We start from the raw sequence: 18165 nt of genomic DNA, 5'->3' as shown, positions 1-18165 counted from the left end.
GGTCGCCATGACCGACAAGATCCCCGATCCCCCGAACTACCCGCCGTACAGCGCCGGGTGCGCTCCGACCGAGGTCCACGTCCACCTCACCACCGAGCAGCCCGAGGAGAGCCGCTGGGACTTCCGCTGGCTCCAGCTCGGCCGGAACACCAAGTGCCTGCTCGTCTCCGTCATCACGGCCCCTTGGTGGGCCGGAGCCCTCCGGGACGTCCGCACGGAGCAGGGCCAGCCCGGCGCCTGGTTCATGGCCGGAGCGGCCCTCTGTGCGGCTCTGTGGTTCGACCACATCCGTCAGCGGTTCGTCACCCGCGTCTTCGTGTGGACCGCAGCCCTGGGGGCCGTCGGCGCCCTGCCCCTGCTCTCTGCCTTCGTCCGCATGATGACCGGGAGCCCCGCATGAACAGCGTCACCACGGCGACCGTCAGTCTCGGCGCCGTCACCATCGGCCTGGGGATCCTGGCCTGGCACCTCACGAAGTGGTGGCGCGGTGGCGGGAAGGGTCCTGGACCCGGTGGCGGAGGAGGCCGGGACCCGAAGGCCCTGATCCCGCTGCTCAGCTCGATGTCCCTCGGAATGATCGCGATCACGGCTGCCGGAGGACTGATCGGCACGGCTGCCGGGTTCCTGCTCAACACCGGAAGCCTGATCGGCAACTGGTCCCTGACGGCCGCGACGGGCACCGTGACGCCCGAGGTGACGCGGTCCGGCCTCAAGGCCCTGTCGCCCGGCGGATGCGCACTCTTGTGCATCTACTTCGTGGTCTGTGTCGCCTTGTGGAAGAGCGGCGCGAAGCTCCTGAAGGGGAAGATCGCGGCAGGCGTCACGGCGGGCGTCATGCTCGGCCTGAGCGCCGGGTTCAGCGGGATGGCCTCGGTCGCCCTCGTGACGATCACGAACACCGTCGGCGACAAGATCACGGGCGTGGTCCTGTGACCAGGTTCCGGAAGGTCATGGAGCGCCTCGCCAAGGGGAGTTCGGCCCTGACCGTCGGTACGGCCCGAGGCATCACCGCGTGGCTCAAGGCGGGCGAGAAGGTCTCGGACTACGTGGTCCGCGTCATATTCCTCACGATCCCCGGGGGAGTCCTCTGGGGGCTCCTGTCCGCCTCCCGGGCCTTCATGTGGCTCCTGGTGGTCATCTGGTGCATCGCCGCCTGGCGAGCAGCACAGCCGGCCCAGGAAAAGTCCGAGGCCAAGGAGCCCGACCTCCACCCCGACGACCTCGCGGATCTCCTCTGGGAGCTGGCCGGAGACCGCAAGGGAGTCCACCTCTCCCAGGTCGCCCAGCAGCTCACGAAGGAGACCCCGGGGAGGACCTGGAGCGTCAAGGACGTCCGGCGCCTCATGGAGGCCGCGGGGATCCCCACGCGCCACAGCGTCCGTGTGCAGGGCATCGGGGTGGCCGTGGGGGTCCACCGCCAGGACATCCCCGGCAGCCCCTCCCCCGCCCCTGTGAGCCCCTCTCCCCAAGGCGTAGAGCCGCAGGTCAACCCAGCTACGGCTACAGCTACTACGCCCTACGTCCGCGACCTCGGGGGAGGGGCTACGGCCACCTTCACCCCCGACCCCCAACAGCCCAACCGGACGCACGTGACCGTCGTCCGGCCCACCGAAGACTGAGGACAGTTCATGGACTACGCAGCGATGTACCGCCAGGCGATGGCGGACGGCTCCACCGACTACGCCCACACGATCGTCGTCTCCGCCACCCAGGCCGCCGAGGCCGGAGGCGTGAGCCCCGAGGAGCTTCGGGACCTCGTGAACGAGATCAAGGCGCACGAGGAGGGCTGATGAACCTGCTGAAGAAGATCCTCGTCCGCCTCGCACCCACCTACTGCGAAGCCGACCCGACGTACCAGTACTGCTCCTCCTGCGGCTGGTGGGTATCCGGCTGCCCGCACCAGAGCTGACCGCTCCAGGAACGGGTGAACGGCCAGCAGACGCCAGGGCTTCGGGCATAGCGTCCACAACGCGACAGGCAAAGCGGCACACTGTCCCGATGGCATACGACCTCTCGAAGGGTGCGCCCGCACCCAAGCCCGAAGCACAGATCTTCAAGGGCTACGTCGCGACCGTGACGCTCTACGCAGATCGCGCTCAGATCAAGCGCAAGCTCATGGGGAAGGTGACCGGCGCCAAAGACGCCGTGATCCCCCTCGGTGACGTCATCAAGGTGCAGTCCAAGGAGCCGACTCGACTCGTGAACGGGTACGTACAGCTCGCCACCGAGGAGGACCGGGGACAGCTCAGGATCGCCACGGCCGAGGCACAGAAGGCCATCGCGAACAACTCGCGAACCGTCCTCTTCACGTGGAACCAGCGAGAGACCTTCGCGGCCTACCTGGCAGCGGCTACCGCCGGAGTCCAGGCCCAAGGCGGCAACCCGTTCGGATGAGACGCACCTCGCCCGAGCCGTCAGTCGACGGACTCGTCGGCCAACCGGTGAGCCAGTACGGAAAAGTTGACGGGATCAGCCCTTGAGGGTGCCACCGTCGGCATGATGACGGCGTGAATCACATGACAATCGCCCTCTTCGGGTTGAACAAGGATTACACCGTCGCCCTGGTGGGCCTCACAGGGACGCTCCTCGGTGCGGTGGTGGCCTTCCTGGGCATCCGATGGCAGGTAAATCGCCAGGAGCGGGAAAAGCAACTCGACCACGCCACCAAGGAGTGCGGGAGAGCGCTGCTGACCCTGCTCCGACTGTTCAGGAAGGAGCCCGAGTACGTGAGCGGGGACGCGCCCGAGTCCTGGAAGAGCGACATGACAGACCAAGTGGATGTCCTCAAGCTCACCATCCCGCTCTTCCACCACAAGGACTTGAGGAAGCGGCTGAACTCCACGGTCGACATCTTGGCGGACTGGCATTACGTGGTCTTCGATGGCCCTGGCGGTCACGAGTATCCCGAATCCGCTCCGGTGATCCGGGAGGTACTCCAACACGCCGTCGACTGCATAGGTGCAGTCCGACGAGGAGCACGCCGGCTCCCCGAGGAGACCGAAGCCTTCAGAACGGCCATCGGCAACATCAGCGAGTTCTGGGCCTACGACGCGGACAGCCGACTCTGACCGTCACGACGTCCCTCGTGCAAATGGCCCGTCCTCGGCAACTGGGCCGACGGTGGAGGAGTTGACGGGTTCAGCCCCATGAGGTTGGCCCCGTCGGCATGATGATCGTCATGCAACCTGAAGTGCTCTCCGGTCTCATCGGTTTCGGCGGTGCCCTCGTGGGTGGTGCGGCGTCCTTCGGGGGCGTGTGGCTCACCCTGTCCCACCAGAGGAAGCTGGCCCGGGAGGCCCGCCTCGCGGAGATCGGCCAGGAAGCAGCGGACAAGGCCCTGAACGAGCTGATCACGCTCGGGGAGTTCCTGGGTTCGGTCAGGAGCGACGTCGCCACGATGCCCACGGACGAGCGGGCGTCGTACCTGGACACCGTGTTCGGCCACATGGAGAACGTCGAGAGGGCTGTGGCCCGCATCCCGAACCGGGAACTCCGCAACCGCGTGAAGTCCCTCCTGATCGTCATGCGCCGGTTCAGGGCCGCCGGTGTCCGGCACTTCTTCGCGGTGAGCTGGCTCGCGGAGCTGACGGACGAGCTGACCGACCTCCTGTCGGCCTACATCCGTTCCGATCCCCTTCCGTCGCTCTCCGAGCGGACAGAAGAGAAGCAGCGCAGGGCCGCCCAGCACGAGCTGGCCGAACGGCGGCGCTTCGAGTTGATGCAGGACCCCGACCCCGCCAACGTCGACCCCCGCGAGGAGGACGCCGACGACGACGGTCCGGCGTCATGACGCCCGTCAGAACGGGTGCTTGCACTTTGTACTAGTGCACCGCATAATCGCGATCAACAGGACACGTACGTCCTCATGCAGGCCCCGACTCCTCTGGAGATGCGGGGCTTTTCGCATGTGCACGGGAGGGCTTCAGTGGAGGACGAGATTTGGCTGACGATCCGAGAAGCATCCGACCTGACGGGCGTCAGCCCGCAGACGGTCTACTCGTGGATCCGCAGAGGCCACCTGAAAGTCGAGGGCCTCGATCACCGAGGCCAGAAGCTCTTCCGCCATCTGGACGTCGCGAGGGCCGAGATGGCCACGAGGGCGAAGGCCGGACGCGTGCTGGTCCGTGCCGCCTGATCCAGGAGCCCTGGGCTACTTCGGCATGACCATGCCCTGGTCCGTCACCTCGTAGCTCTGTAGACACTCCAGGAGCGCAGCCTCCGACACGTTGTACGGACCGCCAGCCTGCCGATTGCAGTACTTGCTCAGGATTTGACTCTTCTGCGCGAGGGATATCCCGGCCGGCTGGTTGCCCTGCGGCTGGTCGTCCACCTGATCCTGCACCCAGGAATCCTGGGAAGGACTGCCCGAGTTGTCGCCGGACCCCAGGACTGCACCGCCCAGGAAGAACGAACCAACGGCAACGGCGACAACGCCACCCCACAGGGCCACCGGCCGCTTCCACCAAGGCCTTTCCACCCCCGCCAGGATGCGTTGGTACTCCGGGTCGTTCTCGTACTCGTCCCGCCAGCCGTCCGGCGAGTCCGTCGAGTTAGCCGTGGTGTGCGCTGTAGGAGCGCCAGACGGGCGCGGGGGAACGTTCGGGGGAAGTGGCGACGGGTTCTCCACGACAGCCTCCTTGGAGCCCTGACCGGCAACTACGTCGTGCACGAGGAGTCGGGCGGCACAGAGTATGCATGAGACATACATGCGATCTACACATACGTCCGAGTCGTGATCTAGCCGTGAGTTTCGTCTGACGGCCGTCAGCACACCCGGCCCGCGAACAGCAAGGAGGCCCCATGGCCACCGTCGAGAACCAGAACCTGTACGAGTTCCTCCAATCGGCCCGCGTGAGCGAGATCGAGCTGAAGTACCCGGATGAGGTCAAGCGCATCAGCCGGACCCCTCTGGACTCCAAGGTCACCTGCACGCTCCTGGAGCTGGCCCGGTTCGCCAAGAGGGTTCGGGACGAGGCGAAGGCCGAGAGCCTGGACGAGTTCAAGGCCTGGGGCCATGACAGGCCCGTGAAGACCACCCTCATCTGACGGCCGCCTGACGCCCTGCCCCGGAGCGCCAGACGGCCGGCTCAGTCAGCTCTCGTCCTCAGCCTCCTCGGACGCCTGGGACCTCCTCTGGTCCCGGCGGTCACGAAGGAAGCGGATGACCTCGGCTCCGAGCGCGAGGGCTGCGGCGGCTGCACCAAGAGCCGCGTTAAGGGTGTGCACTGCTTGGTCCCTTTCCCCGGGACCTTGGGCCAACAGGCGTGCCAAGATCCCGGCACGTCTGTACATGCCTGGGTTCCTTGGTCACGCCCGCCCGACTGGGTTCCTCCGACTCTCGGAAGGAACCGGTCAGTCCTTTCGTCTGACGAGCAGTGGTGAGCTTCCGGCGCTACGCCCCCTCCTGGAAGCCCTACGAACAGGACCTACCCGAGCCTGAACATCAACAATCTCTGGAGCGAAGACCTCCTGACGGCCGTCAGCCCCTGACCGGTCACCCGTCACCACACGCACGTGAGGGGGTGAGCCGGCCATGGCCCGCACCTTCTCCGAAGCAGACGAAGCGACTCTGCGTCAGCTCCACGCTGACGGCGTCAGCCGCAACGCCATCGCCCGTCAGATGGGCTTCGCCGTCGGCACCATCACGAACCACGCGCGGCGCCTCGGGCTCTCCTTCGACAGGGAGGCCGTCAGGGCCGCCACGGACGCCCGTCAGGTCGATCTGAAGGACCAGCGTCAGCAGGCCCAGCAGCGCCTGATGGACTTCTTCAACCACCAGCTCGACCGTGCCGAGAGCCGGTACCTGGTGACGGGCTGGACCCACACCGGGGCGCCCGTTGCCGAGTGGCTCCAGGAGCCTCCGGCCCGGGAGACCAAGGACCTGACGTCCGCAGCGACCCAGGCCCTGGACCGCGCCCTGAAGCTCGCCCAGTTCGACGCGGAGCACGACGACAAGAACCTCTCGGCCATGGACCGCTTCCTCGGAGCGATGCTGAGCGAGCGTCCCGAGCAGGACGAGTAGGCCGTGGACCTCCAGCCGCTGACCGCAAAGCAGCGCCTGGGTGTTCAGATCAGCCGTCAGCACCAGATCACGATCTACGAGGGATCGGTTCGCTCCGCGAAGACCATCACGTCCCTGATCGACTGGCTGGACTTCGTACGCAACGGGCCGCCCGGCAACCTGCTGATGGCGGGGAAGACCACCAGGACCCTTCGCCAGAACTGCATCGACGAACTCGTAAGCATTCTCGGCACCCAGCTCTGCTCGTACAACGAGGGCAAGGGCGTCCTGACGCTCCTGGGCCGCCGCATCATCATCGCGAGCGGCAACGACGAGAGCAGCAAGGACAAGATCCGGGGTCTCTCCCTGGTCGGTGCGTACGTGGACGAGCTGTCCACCATGCCGGAGAGCTTCTTCTCGATGCTCACCTCCCGCATGTCGGACGCGAACCCGCGCCTGATCGGGACGAGCAACCCGGACAGCGCCAACCACTGGCTGAAGAAGAAGTACCTCGACAAGGCCCGGGTGCACCTGACGAGGACCGGTGAGGTCCGGACGCCCGGCAACGACCTGGACCTGGCCCGGCTGACGTTCGTCATCGACGACAACCCCACCCTGACGCCGACGTACGTGCAGCAGCGCAAGGCGGAGTACGCGGCCACGCCGCTGCTGTACAAGCGGCTGATCCTCGGTGAGTGGTGCATAGCCGAGGGCGCGGTGTACGAGGTCTTCGACGACCAACGTCACGTGGTCGACATCGTCCCGGAGATCGTGCAGTGGCTCGGGGTCGGACTCGACTACGGAACGAGCAACGCCACGGCCGCCCTCTTGGTGGGCATCGGCTCCGACGGGTGCGTCTACGTCACGAACGAGTGGCGTCATGACGGCCACACCGAGGAGCAGCTCAGCGACGGGCAGATCTCCCAGCGCCTCCGGACCTGGATGCGCACCCTCACCGTCCCCGGTAGCAGGGACAAGGGGATCGAGCCGCCCCGGCTGATCGTTGACCCGTCGGCCGCCTCCCTCCGGAAGCAGCTCCAGCTAGACGGCCTGGGCTCGATGCGGGCCCACAACAAGGTCCTGTCGGGCATCCGGATCGTGGCCAACCTGCTGGCCGCCGACAAGCTCCGCATCCATCGCGGCTGCACTCACCTGCTGGACGAGATGGCCTCGTACGTCTGGGACCCCAAGGCGTCCCTCCTCGGCGAGGACAAGCCCCTCAAGCAGGACGACCACAGCGTGGATGCCCTCCGCTACGCGATCAAGACGACTCAGCACATCTGGCGTCCCCACGTCGAACTCAACTTCGAGGAGGTGGCGTGATGGGCACCGCATGGCCTCCTCCGGAACTCGCCGATGTCTTCGCCCAACAGGACATCTGGAGCGCCTGGTATGCCGGGACCCCCGAGGGCCTGACGGACGCGTACCTCAACGCCCCGAACGACAGGCCCGCCGCGCGCCGGAAGGGCCTCCTGGCCCGTCTGGGGCGGTGGTTCTGGGGTCAGCCCACCCCGATGGGTGAGCGGCCCTCCAAGCTCCATGTGCCGCTCGCGGGGGCAATCGCCGCCGTCAGCGCCAACCTGCTCTTCGGGGCACCGCTGAACCTCACCGTGGACGACGCGGCCACCCAGGAGCGCCTGGACCAGCTCGCCGACGACACGACGTACGCCGTCCTGCGGGAGGCCGCCGAGATGTCGGCCGCCCTCGGCGGGGTGTACCTCCGTGTGGTCTGGGACCAGAGCATCCAGGACAAGCCCTGGCTGGTCGCGGCCTCCCCCGACATCGCTGTCCCCGAGTGGAAGTGGGGCCGGCTGAGCGCTGTCACGTTCTGGAACGTGATCCGCGAGGACGCAAACACCGTTGTCCGGCAGCTCGAACGGCACGAGCCGGGCTGGATCAGGCACTCCGTGTGGATCGGCTCGGCGAACGAGCTGGGTGTCCAGATGGCCCTGACGGACTTCCCGGAGACGGCTGGTCTCGCGGACCTGGTGATCGACGGCGACGGCATCCCGACCGGGACGCCGAAGCTCACGGCGCAGTACATCCCGAACCTGAAGCCGAACAAGCTCTGGCGTCACCTCCCCGCAGCCGCGAACCTCGGCCGCTCGGACTTCTCCGGTGTCGAAGCGCTTATGGACGCTCTGGACGAGGCGTACAGCGACTGGATGCGCGACCTGCGTACGGGCAAAGCCCGACTCCTGGTCGGGACAGAGGTCCTGGAGAACCTCGGCAAGGGCCAGGGTGCTCACTTCGACATCGACCGTGAGCTGTTCGCCCCGCTGAACCTGGAGCCCGGCGAGGACAAGGGCTCGGTCATCGAGCAGGTCCAGTTCAACATCCGCACCGAGGAGCACCGCGCCCTCTGTGCCGACCTGGCCGAACGAATCATCCTCGGTGCCGGGTACAGCCTTCAGACCTTCGGCGTGACGAGCGAGGGCAGCGGCAACCCGACGGCGACCGAGATCGCTGCTCGGGAGCGTCAGTCCCTCACGACCCGGGCGAACAAGACCAGTTACTGGCGTCCCGCCCTAGCCCACCTCTTCGGCGTGCTGCTGGAGATCGACCGGACCGTCTTCCGGTCCCAGGTCGTCCCCCAGATCCCCGACGTGGAGTTCCCCGACGTCGTCACGCCCGACCCGGGCGAGACCGCCCGTCAGCTCAACGACCTGAACACCGCCGGGGCCATCTCCACGTACGAGAAGGTCCGTCGCCTCAACCCCGACTGGCGGGATGAGCAGGTCCTCGAAGAGGTCGCGCGCATCAAGGCCGACCAGGCCGAGGCCAAGCCCCAGCCGACCCACCCCGCGAGGGCTCAGGAGCCCGCTGGACAGCCCGAGAAGAGCCCCGAGGGCTCACAGGTCAACGAAGACGTCAGCGAGCCGCTGGTGGCCCGCTGAGCCCGCATGGGCACCCCCACCCGACAAGGGAGAGCACGACCATGGCGACACCCGCAGAGCCCGGCACGGGCGCGGAGAACCCCGGCATTCCCCCGGAGGGCACCACGCCTCCCGAGGGCACGGCCCAGCCCGAGTCCGTCAAGGACGACAAGGGCAGCAAGAGCGGCGAGACGAACTGGCAGGCCGAGGCCGAGAAGTGGAAGGCCCAGGCCCGCAAGCACGAGGACCGCTCGAAGAGCACGACCACCGAACTCCAGCGACAGTCCGCCCTGCTGGCCCAGTTGGCCGAGAAGGCGGGCATCAAGCTCGACGACGGCAAGCCGGACGCCGAGAAGCTCACACAGCAGCTCACCGCCACGCAGGGCAAGGCCCGACAGAGCGCGGTGGAGCTGGCGGTGTACCGAGCCGCCACCAAGCACAGCGCGGACGCGGACGCCCTGCTCGACAGCCGGGGCTTCCTGAAGCAGGTCGATGACCTGGACCCGGACGCCGACGACTTCGCCACGAAGGTCGGCGACGCGATCAAGGCAGCTGTCGAGTCGAACCCGAAGCTCAAGACCGCCCCCGCCCCTCCCGCCCGTAGCGGGACGGAGATGTCCGGGCGCGGCGAAGGAGCCCGCAAGCCCACCAACCTCGCCGACGCCGTGGCAGCACGGATGCGCGGCAACTGATCAAAGGAAGAACCCATGCCCGTCACCCTGAGCGAGGCGAAGAACAACGCCACGGACGCCGTAGACGTCCAGGTCATCGACGAGTTCCGGAAGGAGAGCGCCGTCCTGGACGCGCTCACCTTCGACGACGTCGTGAACCCTGCCGGTGGCGGCGCAACCCTGACCTACGGCTACCGCCGTCTGGTCACCCAGCCCACCGCGGCCTTCCGTGCGCTCAACACCGAGTACGCCCCGAGCAACGTCCAGACGCAGCGCTACAGCGTCGACCTGGCCGTCCTCGGTGGCAGCTTCGAGGTTGACCGCGTCATCGCCAAGGTCGGCCCGGCCGCGTCCGGCGCCGTGGCGCTGAACATGGCCCAGAAGATCAAGGCGACCAAGACCCGCTTCCAGGACGCCGTCATCAACGGCGACGTGGACGGCGGCGAGGACGCCGACGCGGAGAACGGCTTCGACGGCCTGGACAAGGCGCTCCGGGGCTCCGACACGGAGTTCCGCGCGACCCAGACCACCAACTGGTCGGACTTCGACACCAACCCGGCCTCGGCCCAGGTGGCCCTGGACACGCTGGACGAGTGGCTCTCCCTGCTGGACGGCGCTCCGACCATGGTCCTCGGCAACAAGACCGCCCTGGCCCGTGTGCGTGCGCTCGCCCGGCGTGCGGGTCAGTACGTCCAGAGCCCGGTGGACGGTCTCCTCGGCCCCGGCGGCCGGCCCATCGTGCGCGAGCAGTACGGCAACATCGTGTTCGTCGACCCCGGCGAGAAGCCCGGCACCTCGGCCCCGATCATCCCGATCGAGACCCGGGACCCGGACAGCTCGACCTGGACCCTGGAGGTCACCGGGTCCCCGACGGGCGGCACCTACACGGTGAGCGTCACCGTCGGCGGCAGCACCCAGACCACCTCGGGCATCGCGTACAACGCCAACGCCTCCACCGTGCAGAGCGCAATCACCGGCCTCTCCAACGTGGGCACCGGCAACGCGACCGTCTCCGGCACGACCGTGAAGACCCTCACCTTCACCGGTGACCTCGCGGACCTGTCGGTCGGCGTGACCGCCTCGGGCGCTTCCCTGACCGGTGGCACCTCTCCGGCCGTCGCGGTGGCCCAGACGGGCAACAGCGCCGTCTCGGGGCTCACCGACCTGTACGCGGTCCGCATGGGCCTGGACGGCTTCCACGGCGTCACCACGGTCGGTGGCCAGATCGTCTCCACCTACCTCCCGGACTTCACCACCGCCGGCGCCGTGAAGAAGGGCGAGGTCGAGATGGGCCCGATCGCCGTGGTCCTCAAGGCCACCAAGGCGGCGGCCGTCTTCCGCAACATCAAGGTCCAGTAGCGGCGTCAGCCGCCTCCAAGGAGGACAACCATGGCGCGTACTGCGCTGACCCCGCAGCGGTTCGCCACCACCGGCCTGACCGCGACCTACGTGACGCCGGACGTGGCGGGGGTCTCCCTCCGCTCCAGCGGCAAGCAGGTGCTCCACGTCAAGAACGCCTCGGGGGCCTCGATCACCGTGACGCTCAAGATCGGTCGCACCGTGCAGGGCCAGGCCGTCACCGCCCCCACCGCCACGGTGGCCGCCAGTGCCGAGAGGTTCTTCGGCCCCTTCCCGGACGACTACGAGCAGCCGGACGGCACGGACACCGTGTTCGTCGACTTCAGCGCCGTGGCCTCCGTGACGGTCGCCTGCCTGTCGCTCTGACGTCAGGAAGGAGGCCGCCATGGCGTACGCCACGGTGGAGGAGTTCACCGACTACCTCGATCCGGATCCGGTCCCGGCCAACGCCTCCCGGCTCCTGGACCGAGCGTCCACCAAGCTCGACAGGCTCCTCACCGGAGCCGTGTACGAGACAAACGCAGACGGCCTCCCCACGGACCCCGCCCTCGCGGCAGTGTTCCGGGAGGCCGTCTGCATCCAAGCGCAGTACATCGGCGCCCTTGGAGACGAGACGGGGGCCAACGCCAACGTGGCCTCCATGACCTTGGGGAACCAGAGCATCGTCCGGGCCCTAGGAGGCCGTGACGGCAAGGGGACGACCCCCCGGGTCTCCCAGGACCTGCTGGACCTGCTCCAGGTGAAGGGGCTCCTGCCCGTCTTCCCGCGCGTCTGGGGGTGAGCCATGCTGCTCCTCCCCACTGACGACGTGACGATCCTGACCCGGCCCGAAGCCACGAGGGACCGCCAGAACAACCGGGTCGTCGACTGGTCCGACGCGGAGCGGACGACCTACCGAGCCCGCGTGCAGTTCCTCAGCTCCACCGAGACCGAGCAGCAGGGCGATCAGGTCATCACCGACCTGGAGGTCTTCCTCCCGCCCGAGGCCGTCGTCACAGCTGTCGACCAGGCCGAGGTGGACGGCGTCACGTACAGGGTTCACGGCAAGCCCCAGGTCCAGCGCGGAGCCGGGCCCATCGCCCAGCTCGACCACATGCGGATCGTCCTGCGAGAGGTCACCGGCTGATGGGCGCCTTCCAGCCCAACAAGGTCGCGATCGAGGCGTTGGGCTTCGAGGACTTCGTCCAGCAGGACCTGCACGAGCGAGCCGGCCGCGTGGTGGACGTCGCTCAAGCGACTGCCCCCGTGGACTCCGGTCGCTTCCGGGACTCGATTCACGCCGAGGACGGCTCCGACGGAGAGATCCTCGTGGTCTCCGACCTGGAGTACTCGGTGTACGTCGAACTCGGCACCCGGGAGCAGGCCCCGCACAACACGATCGCCACCGCACTCGATGCCGCAAGGGATTGATCCATGGCCACCTTCAAGCTCACCTTCCCGTACAAGGGCCGATGGCCCGGTGACGTGGTCGAGGTCCGCGACGACGAGGTCAGGGATCTCGTCCAGAGCGGCATCGGCCACCTGGAGGGCGCTGAGCCTGTGCTCCGGCTCGGGCGGCTCCCCGAGGTCGTCCAACCCCCCGAAGCCCCGCACGAGGCCACTGAGGCCCCGCCGGAGCCCGTCAAGCGCCGGGGCAAGACCTCGGCCGACTAGCAGGACCAGGAGGCCGCGGTGACCGTTCCCCTGACCTCTCTGGTCTTCCCGGACACGGAGCAGATGGTCGTGAACCACCTGCTCGAAGTGCTCGGGTACGAAGCCTCCACCGTGCGGCCGGACGGAGGCGCCTTCACCGAGGCGCTCCCCTTCATCTGGGTCAACCGCATCGGGGGCGTACGCGTCACCAGGACTTCCCAGGGCCGGAGCCTCCACGACGAGGCCCGGATCTCCCTGGACGTCTACGCAACTGAGGGCGCCAACACGTCCAGCCGGGTGGCCGCCACTGACGCGGTCGCCCAAGTCCGTGCCGCCTTCGAGCAGATGCACGGCACCTCCCGGGACGGCGGCTTCGTGCTGCGCACCTGGGAGGAGACGGGCCCTGCGGTTCGCCCCGAGGAGCCCAACACCAACGTCACGCGGATCGGCCTGATCGTCGGCCTCCGCGTTCGCCCTGTCTGACCCGCGACGCCATGGGCCATCCCGGCCTGTCAGGCATCCCCGCCTCGAACGGAACTGGCCATGCCCGTCTTCGTGATGGCGACAACCACAGGAGAAGAATCCATGTCTGCTGACAACACGCAGGTGAGGGTTGGCGTCACGGGCGCGGTCTACGTGGCCCCGGTCGGCACCACCGCACCCACCGAGCCGTACACCCCCTGGGGTGCGAACTGGATCGACCTCGGCTACTGCACCGAGGACGGCCTGACGGAATCCCTCAACGAGGACCGCCAGGAGTTCAAGGGCTGGGGCAGGAAGCGCCCCCTCCGGACCCAGATCACCAACCGGACCAACACCTTCAAGATCGTCACGCAGGAGACGAAGGCCCACACGGTCTCGCTCTTCTACGGCGTGGACATCGCCGACATGACCTCGTCCGGCACTGGCGACACCCAGTTCATCAGTTGGAACGAGCCGGAGAACCCGGAGCCGCTGTACTACGCACTCGGCATGGACGTGATCGACGGCGACTACCCGAAGCGGATCACCGTCGCCCGTGCCGAGGTCACCGCGAAGGGCGACATCGTCTACAAGGCGGACCAGACCGTCAGCTACGACCTGACGTTCACCGCCCTGGAGGCTGCGTCCGGCGTCAGCGCCATCAACTACATGCTCGGGAAGGTCCCGCTCCCGGCCTGACCCCTTCTGGACGCGCAGTGAATCACGGCCTCTGCCGTGAAGTCCCCATGCGTCCACCTCAATCCACTGGCCGGGGAGTCCTTCGCGGGTCTGCTCCTCGGCCAGTGCTTCCCCTGACCCGCGCAGACCCGCGAGAGCACGAGGAGTGCCGACATGACTCAGCCCAACCGCAAGCGCATCAAGCTGGAGACCCTGCGCGCCCAGCGTCTGGAGGCCACCGGCACCAAGGAGCTGGAAGTGATCGTGGAGGACGAGAAGTTCGTCTTCCCCCTGTTCAACTGGCTCCCGATCGCGACGTACAAGAAGATCCAGTCGCTCCCCGACAAGAACGACCTGATCGCGCAGACGGAGATCCTGCTCGGCAAGGAGAAGACCGAGCGGCTCTTCGAGCTGGGGCTCACCACCGGTGACCTGCTCGACATCTTCGACGCGCTCCAGGCCGACGCCGGTGTGAGCACGGGGGAATCGACCAGCTCCTCCGACTGATCGAGGAGCACCCCTCCGACCTGCGAGCGGACATCGCCCGGTACTTCCCCGGGCGGTCCCTCAACGAGTTCCACCGCAATGAGTCCGGCACCGGGACCATGTCCTGGCTGGAGCTGTGGGAGTTCGTGCTCGCCCTCCCGTACGACTCCATGACCAAGTCCGCCATGGCTGGCGACCATGGGCGCCGCCGCTGGACCGAATCGGACTACATGCTGCGGGAGCTGCTCGCCGTGGCGCAGTTCCAAGCCCGCATCGCCTGGGCCGGACACCACATCGAGGGCAAGGTCCCCGACCTCCCTCTGTGGGAAGAGCCGGACCGCCGCTCCCCCGAGCAGATCGAGGCGGACCGGGAGCTTGCCGTGGCACGGGCCGAACGGGCCCGCAAGTACCACGAGGCCACCAAGCCCGGCTCTCAGGACACCGAGTACGCAAAGAAGCTGGCGGCTGCCCTCGCGGAGCACCAACGGGTGGCTGCCGAAGAAACAGCGGCTTCCTGACGGTGAAGGCCAGGCCCCGCCCGACAACTGAATCGGAGGGGCGATGACCACCACCGTCGGCCGTGTCGAAGTGAGCATCGTCCCCGAAACCTCGGGCTTCGCCGCTCAGGCCGATGCCGCACTGACGCCCGCCATGGAGCGCCTGGGCCAGAAGCTGGGACGCACCCTGTCCCGGTCGATGACCCAGGCGCTCGACTTCTCGGGCATCGACAACGCTCTCCGTCGCTCACTGGACACGGCCGAGGCGTCTGCCGCCTCCAAGGGCCACCAGATCGGCAAGCGGTACGGCCAGGCCATGAAGGCCGGGCTCTCCACCGAGCTGCGCGGCCTCCAGGGGACGCTGGACGTCACCATCCGCCCCGTCATCGACCGGGGCGCCTACCGGGCCGTACAGGCCGATCTGAACTACCTGACGCGGCCCCGCACGGTCTCCATCAACGCCGACGCGGACACCCGTGTGGCGGCCGACGATCTCGCGCTCCTCACCCGGGCGCGAACGCAAACCGTCACGGTCAACCTCCGGACGGACGAGGCACGGAGCAATCTGCTCGACTTCCGCCGGGCTGCCGACGACGCCTCTGGAGCCGCTTCACGGGCCACCGAGTCCCTCAGCTCGGCCAGTGGGGCCGGGGGCCTCATGGGGGCCCTGAAGGGCGTGGGCGTGGCCGCCGCCCTGTCCGCGCTCCCCGCTCTCGGTGCCCTGGTTCCGATGATGGCCGGGGCGGGGCTCGCCGCAGGCACCCTCAAGCTCGGGTTCGCCGGGGTCGGCGACGCGCTGGAGCAGGCGGGCAAGGACCAGAAGAAGTACGAGGAGGCCCTCAAGAAGCTCAGCCCCGCGCAGCGCGCCTTCACCAAGGCCGTCGTGGGACTGAAGAAGGAGTTCGCGCCGATCGGGCGCGAGGTCCAGAAGGCCATGCTTCCCGGCTTCACCCGGGCGGTGAAGGATGCCGGGCCGGTGGTCAAGATCCTCGGCAAGCACATGACCGAGATGGGCGAGGCCTTCGGAGATGCTGCCGAGGGCGTCGGCCGGATGCTGAAGGACTCCGGTTTCCAGGACGACTTGCAGGCCAACCTGAAGCTCGGCTCGCAGTTCGTCCGCGAGATGACATCCTCGCTCGGCCCCTTCACCCGCAGTCTGCTCGACTTCGGCGCCGCTAGCGGTCCGACCCTGCGTGCGTTCAGCGACGGCATCGGCGGCCTGCTGAGCAAGGGACTGCCCAGCATGTTCAGCGGCTTGAGGGCCGGGATCCCCGGTGCGGCGAAGATGCTGGACGGCCTGTTCTCTGCGATCGACGACGTGCTCGGCGGCCTCGGCCGGCTGTCCGGCGAGGTGGCCCGCGACCTCGGCCCCGTCTTCGGTGAACAGTTCGCACTGTCCGGGTCGATCGTCACGGGTGCGATGGACGCCATACGCGGCGCGATGGTGCTGCTGCGGCCCGTCTTCAAGGACATCACCTTCGGACTCAAGTCGGTCCGCGACATCGCTGCGATTATCGGCCCAACCCTGCGGGACACGGGCCTTGCGATCTTCAGCGCGTTCGCACCGGTCGGTGATTCCGTCAACGGGGCGGTCGGCCCGTTGCAGCGCCTGAACCAGGCCATCGCCGCGAACAAGATCGGCATCCTCGAAGGCGCCCGCCAGTTCGGCAACGCCGTGATCGACATGACGAGCGCGGCAATCACCGCAGCACCGACGATCATCCATGCGTTCACGCTCGTCTCGGGCGGCATCCTGAGCGCGCTGAGCGGGGTAGCGCACGGTGCCGCGTTGGCGTTCGGATGGGTGCCGGGCATCGGCGGGAAGCTGAAGGCCGCCGACAAGGCGTTCGGAGATTTCAAGGACTCCTACATCGAGGGCCTGACCACCGCGGAGTCCAAGGCCAGCCACTTCGCTGCGTCGACCGCTCCGAAGCTGGCTGCGGGCAAGCTGAAGCTGAACATCAACAACTGGTCGGATCAGCTCGCCGAGGCGAAGCGGAAGCTGGCCACGGTGCCACCGTCGAAGCAGTCCGCGCTGAAGGCGACCATCAAGGACCTGGAAGCCAAGATCCGCTCTGCCCGGGGCCAGCTCGACAGCCTGGACGGCAAGACGGCGACGACCTACGTCAAGACCGTCTACGAGAAGGTCGAGGCACAGAACGCGCCCAAGTTCCGTGCGCGTGGAGGGCCGATCAAGCTGGCGGCCGGTGGGAATCCCAGCGGCCTAGTGCGCGGTCCGGGCACTGGTACGTCCGACTCGATTCCGGCGATGCTCTCCAACGGCGAGTACGTGATCCGCGCGAAGAGCGTCGCCAAGTACGGCATGGCGTTCCTGAACGCGGTCAACCAGGGGTCCCTTGGCATCAGCCGACTGGCATCCGGCGGTCTCGCGGGCTCGGAGGTCGCCAACGGCCTCGCGAGCGGCATGACGAACGGCATGTCGAAGGTCAACGACGCTGCCCGGGTCATGGCGGCTGCCGTTGAAGCAGGCGTCCGTACCGAACTCCAGATCGCCAGCCCCTCGAAGAAAATGCAGGCGCTGGCGAAGGAGATCGGTGCTGGCCTGATCAAGGGACTCACCGGGTCCCGGGATCAGATCAAGTCGACGTCGGCGTCCCTGGCCAAGTCGATCTGGGCAACCTTCAGCGGGTCCACGGACAACCGCCTCGTGGCGACGCTCAACCAGCAGACCAAGAAGCTGCTGGACCTCGCTGCCAAGCGGGACAAGGTGGCGTCGTCCCTCGCGGCGGGCCAGCAGATGGCCAAGGACCAGAAGGCCGCAGGGCTGTCTTTCGCGTCGATGACCTCCCTGCCGAACGGCGGGAACACCTTCGACGCCGGAGGCATCCTCTCGGGCCTGAAGGTTCGCCTGGGCCAGCTCAAGACCTTCTCGGGCAACGTCGCCAAGCTCGCCAAGATGGGCCTGTCCAAGGACCTGATCGGTCAGATCATCGCGGCTGGCCCGGATGGCGGAGCGGCCTACGCCGCTGCTCTGGTGAAGGCGACTCCGGATCAGCTCAAGGCGCTGAACAGCGCCCAGTCCCAGATCGCCAAGGTCAGCTCGTCGTACGGCAACTCCGCAGCGGACATCATGTACGACGCGGGCAGCCAGGCGGGCAAGGGCTTCCTGACCGGGCTCAAGGCCCAGCAGAAGGCCATCGAAAACTCGATGTCCGACCTGGCCAAGAAGATCCAGGCGGCCATCAAGAAGGCCCTGAAGATCAAGTCCCCGTCCAGGGTCATGGCCGAGATCGGCGAGCACGTCGGCCAGGGCCTGGTCATGGGCATGGACGCGACTCACGCGGCCATCGTCTCCAGCTCGAACCGGATGGCCACGGCCGTCCAGCGCGGCGTGGCAACTGAGCCGGCACAGCGAGCCGAGCAGGGCAGGACGGTCATCTTCAACGCCCACACGACGGACAAGCCGACCCGGCAGACCGTCATGGACGCCCTTCGAGACAGCCACGCGCTGTACAGCCCGCTCGTCGCCTGATCAGATCCCG

The 18165-nt window shown here is 67.7% G+C and carries 25 protein-coding genes; 24 read left to right on the top strand and 1 reads right to left on the bottom strand.

What is annotated here, in order from left to right:
* The first annotated feature begins 7 nt into the window (after positions 1-7).
* The 8 genes from SAVERM_RS28555 to SAVERM_RS28525 all read left to right on the top strand — a co-directional run bounded on the left by SAVERM_RS28555 (position 8) and on the right by SAVERM_RS28525 (position 4135).
* Positions 8-400, top strand: coding sequence for a hypothetical protein (locus SAVERM_RS28555; protein WP_010986934.1), 393 nt, complete (start codon positions 8-10; stop codon positions 398-400).
* Positions 397-933, top strand: coding sequence for a hypothetical protein (locus tag SAVERM_RS28550; RefSeq protein WP_010986933.1), 537 nt, complete (start codon positions 397-399; stop codon positions 931-933). The genes SAVERM_RS28555 and SAVERM_RS28550 overlap by 4 nt, the downstream gene beginning before the upstream one ends.
* Positions 930-1619, top strand: a complete 690-nt coding sequence (locus SAVERM_RS28545) for a hypothetical protein (RefSeq protein ID WP_037645387.1) — start codon at positions 930-932, stop codon at positions 1617-1619. Before SAVERM_RS28550 ends, SAVERM_RS28545 begins: the two co-directional genes overlap by 4 nt.
* Before the next feature lie 9 nt (positions 1620-1628).
* A complete protein-coding gene (locus tag SAVERM_RS42820) occupies positions 1629-1790 on the top strand; it encodes a hypothetical protein (RefSeq protein ID WP_010986931.1) in 162 nt (53 codons plus the stop codon).
* Positions 1791-1998: 208 nt separating this feature from the next.
* The gene (locus SAVERM_RS28540; RefSeq protein WP_037645384.1) at positions 1999-2394 is read left to right on the top strand and encodes a hypothetical protein; all 396 of its coding nucleotides are present in this window, start codon (positions 1999-2001) and stop codon (positions 2392-2394) included.
* A gap of 113 nt (positions 2395-2507) precedes the next feature.
* Positions 2508-3068 carry a hypothetical protein gene (locus tag SAVERM_RS28535; RefSeq protein ID WP_010986929.1) on the top strand — a complete coding sequence of 187 codons (561 nt, stop codon included), beginning with the start codon at positions 2508-2510 and terminating at the stop codon, positions 3066-3068.
* Between the two features lie 110 nt (positions 3069-3178).
* Positions 3179-3790 carry a hypothetical protein gene (locus SAVERM_RS28530; RefSeq protein ID WP_237528901.1) on the top strand — a complete coding sequence of 204 codons (612 nt, stop codon included), beginning with the start codon at positions 3179-3181 and terminating at the stop codon, positions 3788-3790.
* A gap of 135 nt (positions 3791-3925) precedes the next feature.
* The gene (locus SAVERM_RS28525; RefSeq protein ID WP_010986927.1) at positions 3926-4135 is read left to right on the top strand and encodes a helix-turn-helix domain-containing protein; all 210 of its coding nucleotides are present in this window, start codon (positions 3926-3928) and stop codon (positions 4133-4135) included.
* Positions 4136-4150: 15 nt separating this feature from the next.
* Here the strand turns inward: SAVERM_RS28525 and SAVERM_RS28520 are convergent, their stop codons facing one another.
* A complete protein-coding gene (locus tag SAVERM_RS28520) occupies positions 4151-4627 on the bottom strand; it encodes a hypothetical protein (RefSeq protein ID WP_010986926.1) in 477 nt (158 codons plus the stop codon).
* A 173-nt stretch (positions 4628-4800) separates the two neighbouring features.
* On the opposite strand from SAVERM_RS28520, the gene SAVERM_RS28515 reads away from it, so the two are divergent.
* From SAVERM_RS28515 to SAVERM_RS28435, 16 genes are all read left to right on the top strand, one after another.
* Positions 4801-5046, top strand: coding sequence for a hypothetical protein (locus tag SAVERM_RS28515; RefSeq protein ID WP_010986925.1), 246 nt, complete (start codon positions 4801-4803; stop codon positions 5044-5046).
* A gap of 487 nt (positions 5047-5533) precedes the next feature.
* Positions 5534-6022 (top strand): helix-turn-helix domain containing protein, encoded by a 489-nt coding sequence (locus SAVERM_RS28505; protein ID WP_010986924.1) that lies wholly within the window; start codon positions 5534-5536, stop codon positions 6020-6022.
* Between the two features lie 3 nt (positions 6023-6025).
* On the top strand, positions 6026-7324 hold the full coding sequence (locus SAVERM_RS28500) for a PBSX family phage terminase large subunit (RefSeq protein WP_010986923.1): 1299 nt from the start codon (positions 6026-6028) through the stop codon (positions 7322-7324).
* Positions 7324-8898, top strand: a complete 1575-nt coding sequence (locus SAVERM_RS28495) for a phage portal protein (RefSeq protein WP_048894245.1) — start codon at positions 7324-7326, stop codon at positions 8896-8898. Before SAVERM_RS28500 ends, SAVERM_RS28495 begins: the two co-directional genes overlap by 1 nt.
* 41 nt (positions 8899-8939) lie before the next feature.
* Complete coding sequence (locus SAVERM_RS28490) at positions 8940-9569, top strand: hypothetical protein (protein ID WP_010986921.1); 630 nt, start codon at positions 8940-8942, stop codon at positions 9567-9569.
* A gap of 15 nt (positions 9570-9584) precedes the next feature.
* On the top strand, positions 9585-10907 hold the full coding sequence (locus tag SAVERM_RS44965) for a major capsid protein (RefSeq protein ID WP_010986920.1): 1323 nt from the start codon (positions 9585-9587) through the stop codon (positions 10905-10907).
* A 30-nt stretch (positions 10908-10937) separates the two neighbouring features.
* Complete coding sequence (locus tag SAVERM_RS28480; protein WP_010986919.1) at positions 10938-11273, top strand: hypothetical protein; 336 nt, start codon at positions 10938-10940, stop codon at positions 11271-11273.
* Positions 11274-11292: 19 nt separating this feature from the next.
* Positions 11293-11688 (top strand): head-tail connector protein, encoded by a 396-nt coding sequence (locus tag SAVERM_RS28475; protein ID WP_010986918.1) that lies wholly within the window; start codon positions 11293-11295, stop codon positions 11686-11688.
* A 27-nt stretch (positions 11689-11715) separates the two neighbouring features.
* Entirely contained in the window at positions 11716-12033 is a 318-nt protein-coding gene (locus SAVERM_RS28470) for a hypothetical protein (RefSeq protein WP_137865178.1), read from the top strand.
* Entirely contained in the window at positions 12033-12317 is a 285-nt protein-coding gene (locus SAVERM_RS28465; protein ID WP_010986916.1) for an HK97 gp10 family phage protein, read from the top strand. The genes SAVERM_RS28470 and SAVERM_RS28465 overlap by 1 nt, the downstream gene beginning before the upstream one ends.
* 3 nt (positions 12318-12320) lie before the next feature.
* Positions 12321-12560 carry a hypothetical protein gene (locus SAVERM_RS28460; RefSeq protein ID WP_010986915.1) on the top strand — a complete coding sequence of 80 codons (240 nt, stop codon included), beginning with the start codon at positions 12321-12323 and terminating at the stop codon, positions 12558-12560.
* A gap of 18 nt (positions 12561-12578) precedes the next feature.
* Positions 12579-13022 (top strand): hypothetical protein, encoded by a 444-nt coding sequence (locus SAVERM_RS28455; RefSeq protein WP_010986914.1) that lies wholly within the window; start codon positions 12579-12581, stop codon positions 13020-13022.
* A 102-nt stretch (positions 13023-13124) separates the two neighbouring features.
* On the top strand, positions 13125-13700 hold the full coding sequence (locus SAVERM_RS28450; RefSeq protein ID WP_037645377.1) for a phage tail tube protein: 576 nt from the start codon (positions 13125-13127) through the stop codon (positions 13698-13700).
* 153 nt (positions 13701-13853) lie between these two features.
* Positions 13854-14186 carry a hypothetical protein gene (locus tag SAVERM_RS28445; protein ID WP_010986912.1) on the top strand — a complete coding sequence of 111 codons (333 nt, stop codon included), beginning with the start codon at positions 13854-13856 and terminating at the stop codon, positions 14184-14186.
* A 98-nt stretch (positions 14187-14284) separates the two neighbouring features.
* Entirely contained in the window at positions 14285-14683 is a 399-nt protein-coding gene (locus tag SAVERM_RS28440) for a hypothetical protein (RefSeq protein ID WP_010986911.1), read from the top strand.
* A gap of 43 nt (positions 14684-14726) precedes the next feature.
* On the top strand, positions 14727-18155 hold the full coding sequence (locus SAVERM_RS28435; protein WP_010986910.1) for a hypothetical protein: 3429 nt from the start codon (positions 14727-14729) through the stop codon (positions 18153-18155).
* Positions 18156-18165: the final 10 nt, after the last annotated feature.

Origin of the sequence: Streptomyces avermitilis MA-4680 = NBRC 14893, assembly GCF_000009765.2 — a bacterium.
Classification (GTDB): domain Bacteria; phylum Actinomycetota; class Actinomycetes; order Streptomycetales; family Streptomycetaceae; genus Streptomyces; species Streptomyces avermitilis.
Note: the sequence above shows the minus strand (reverse complement) of the source record. Positions and strands in the feature narration are given on the sequence as shown.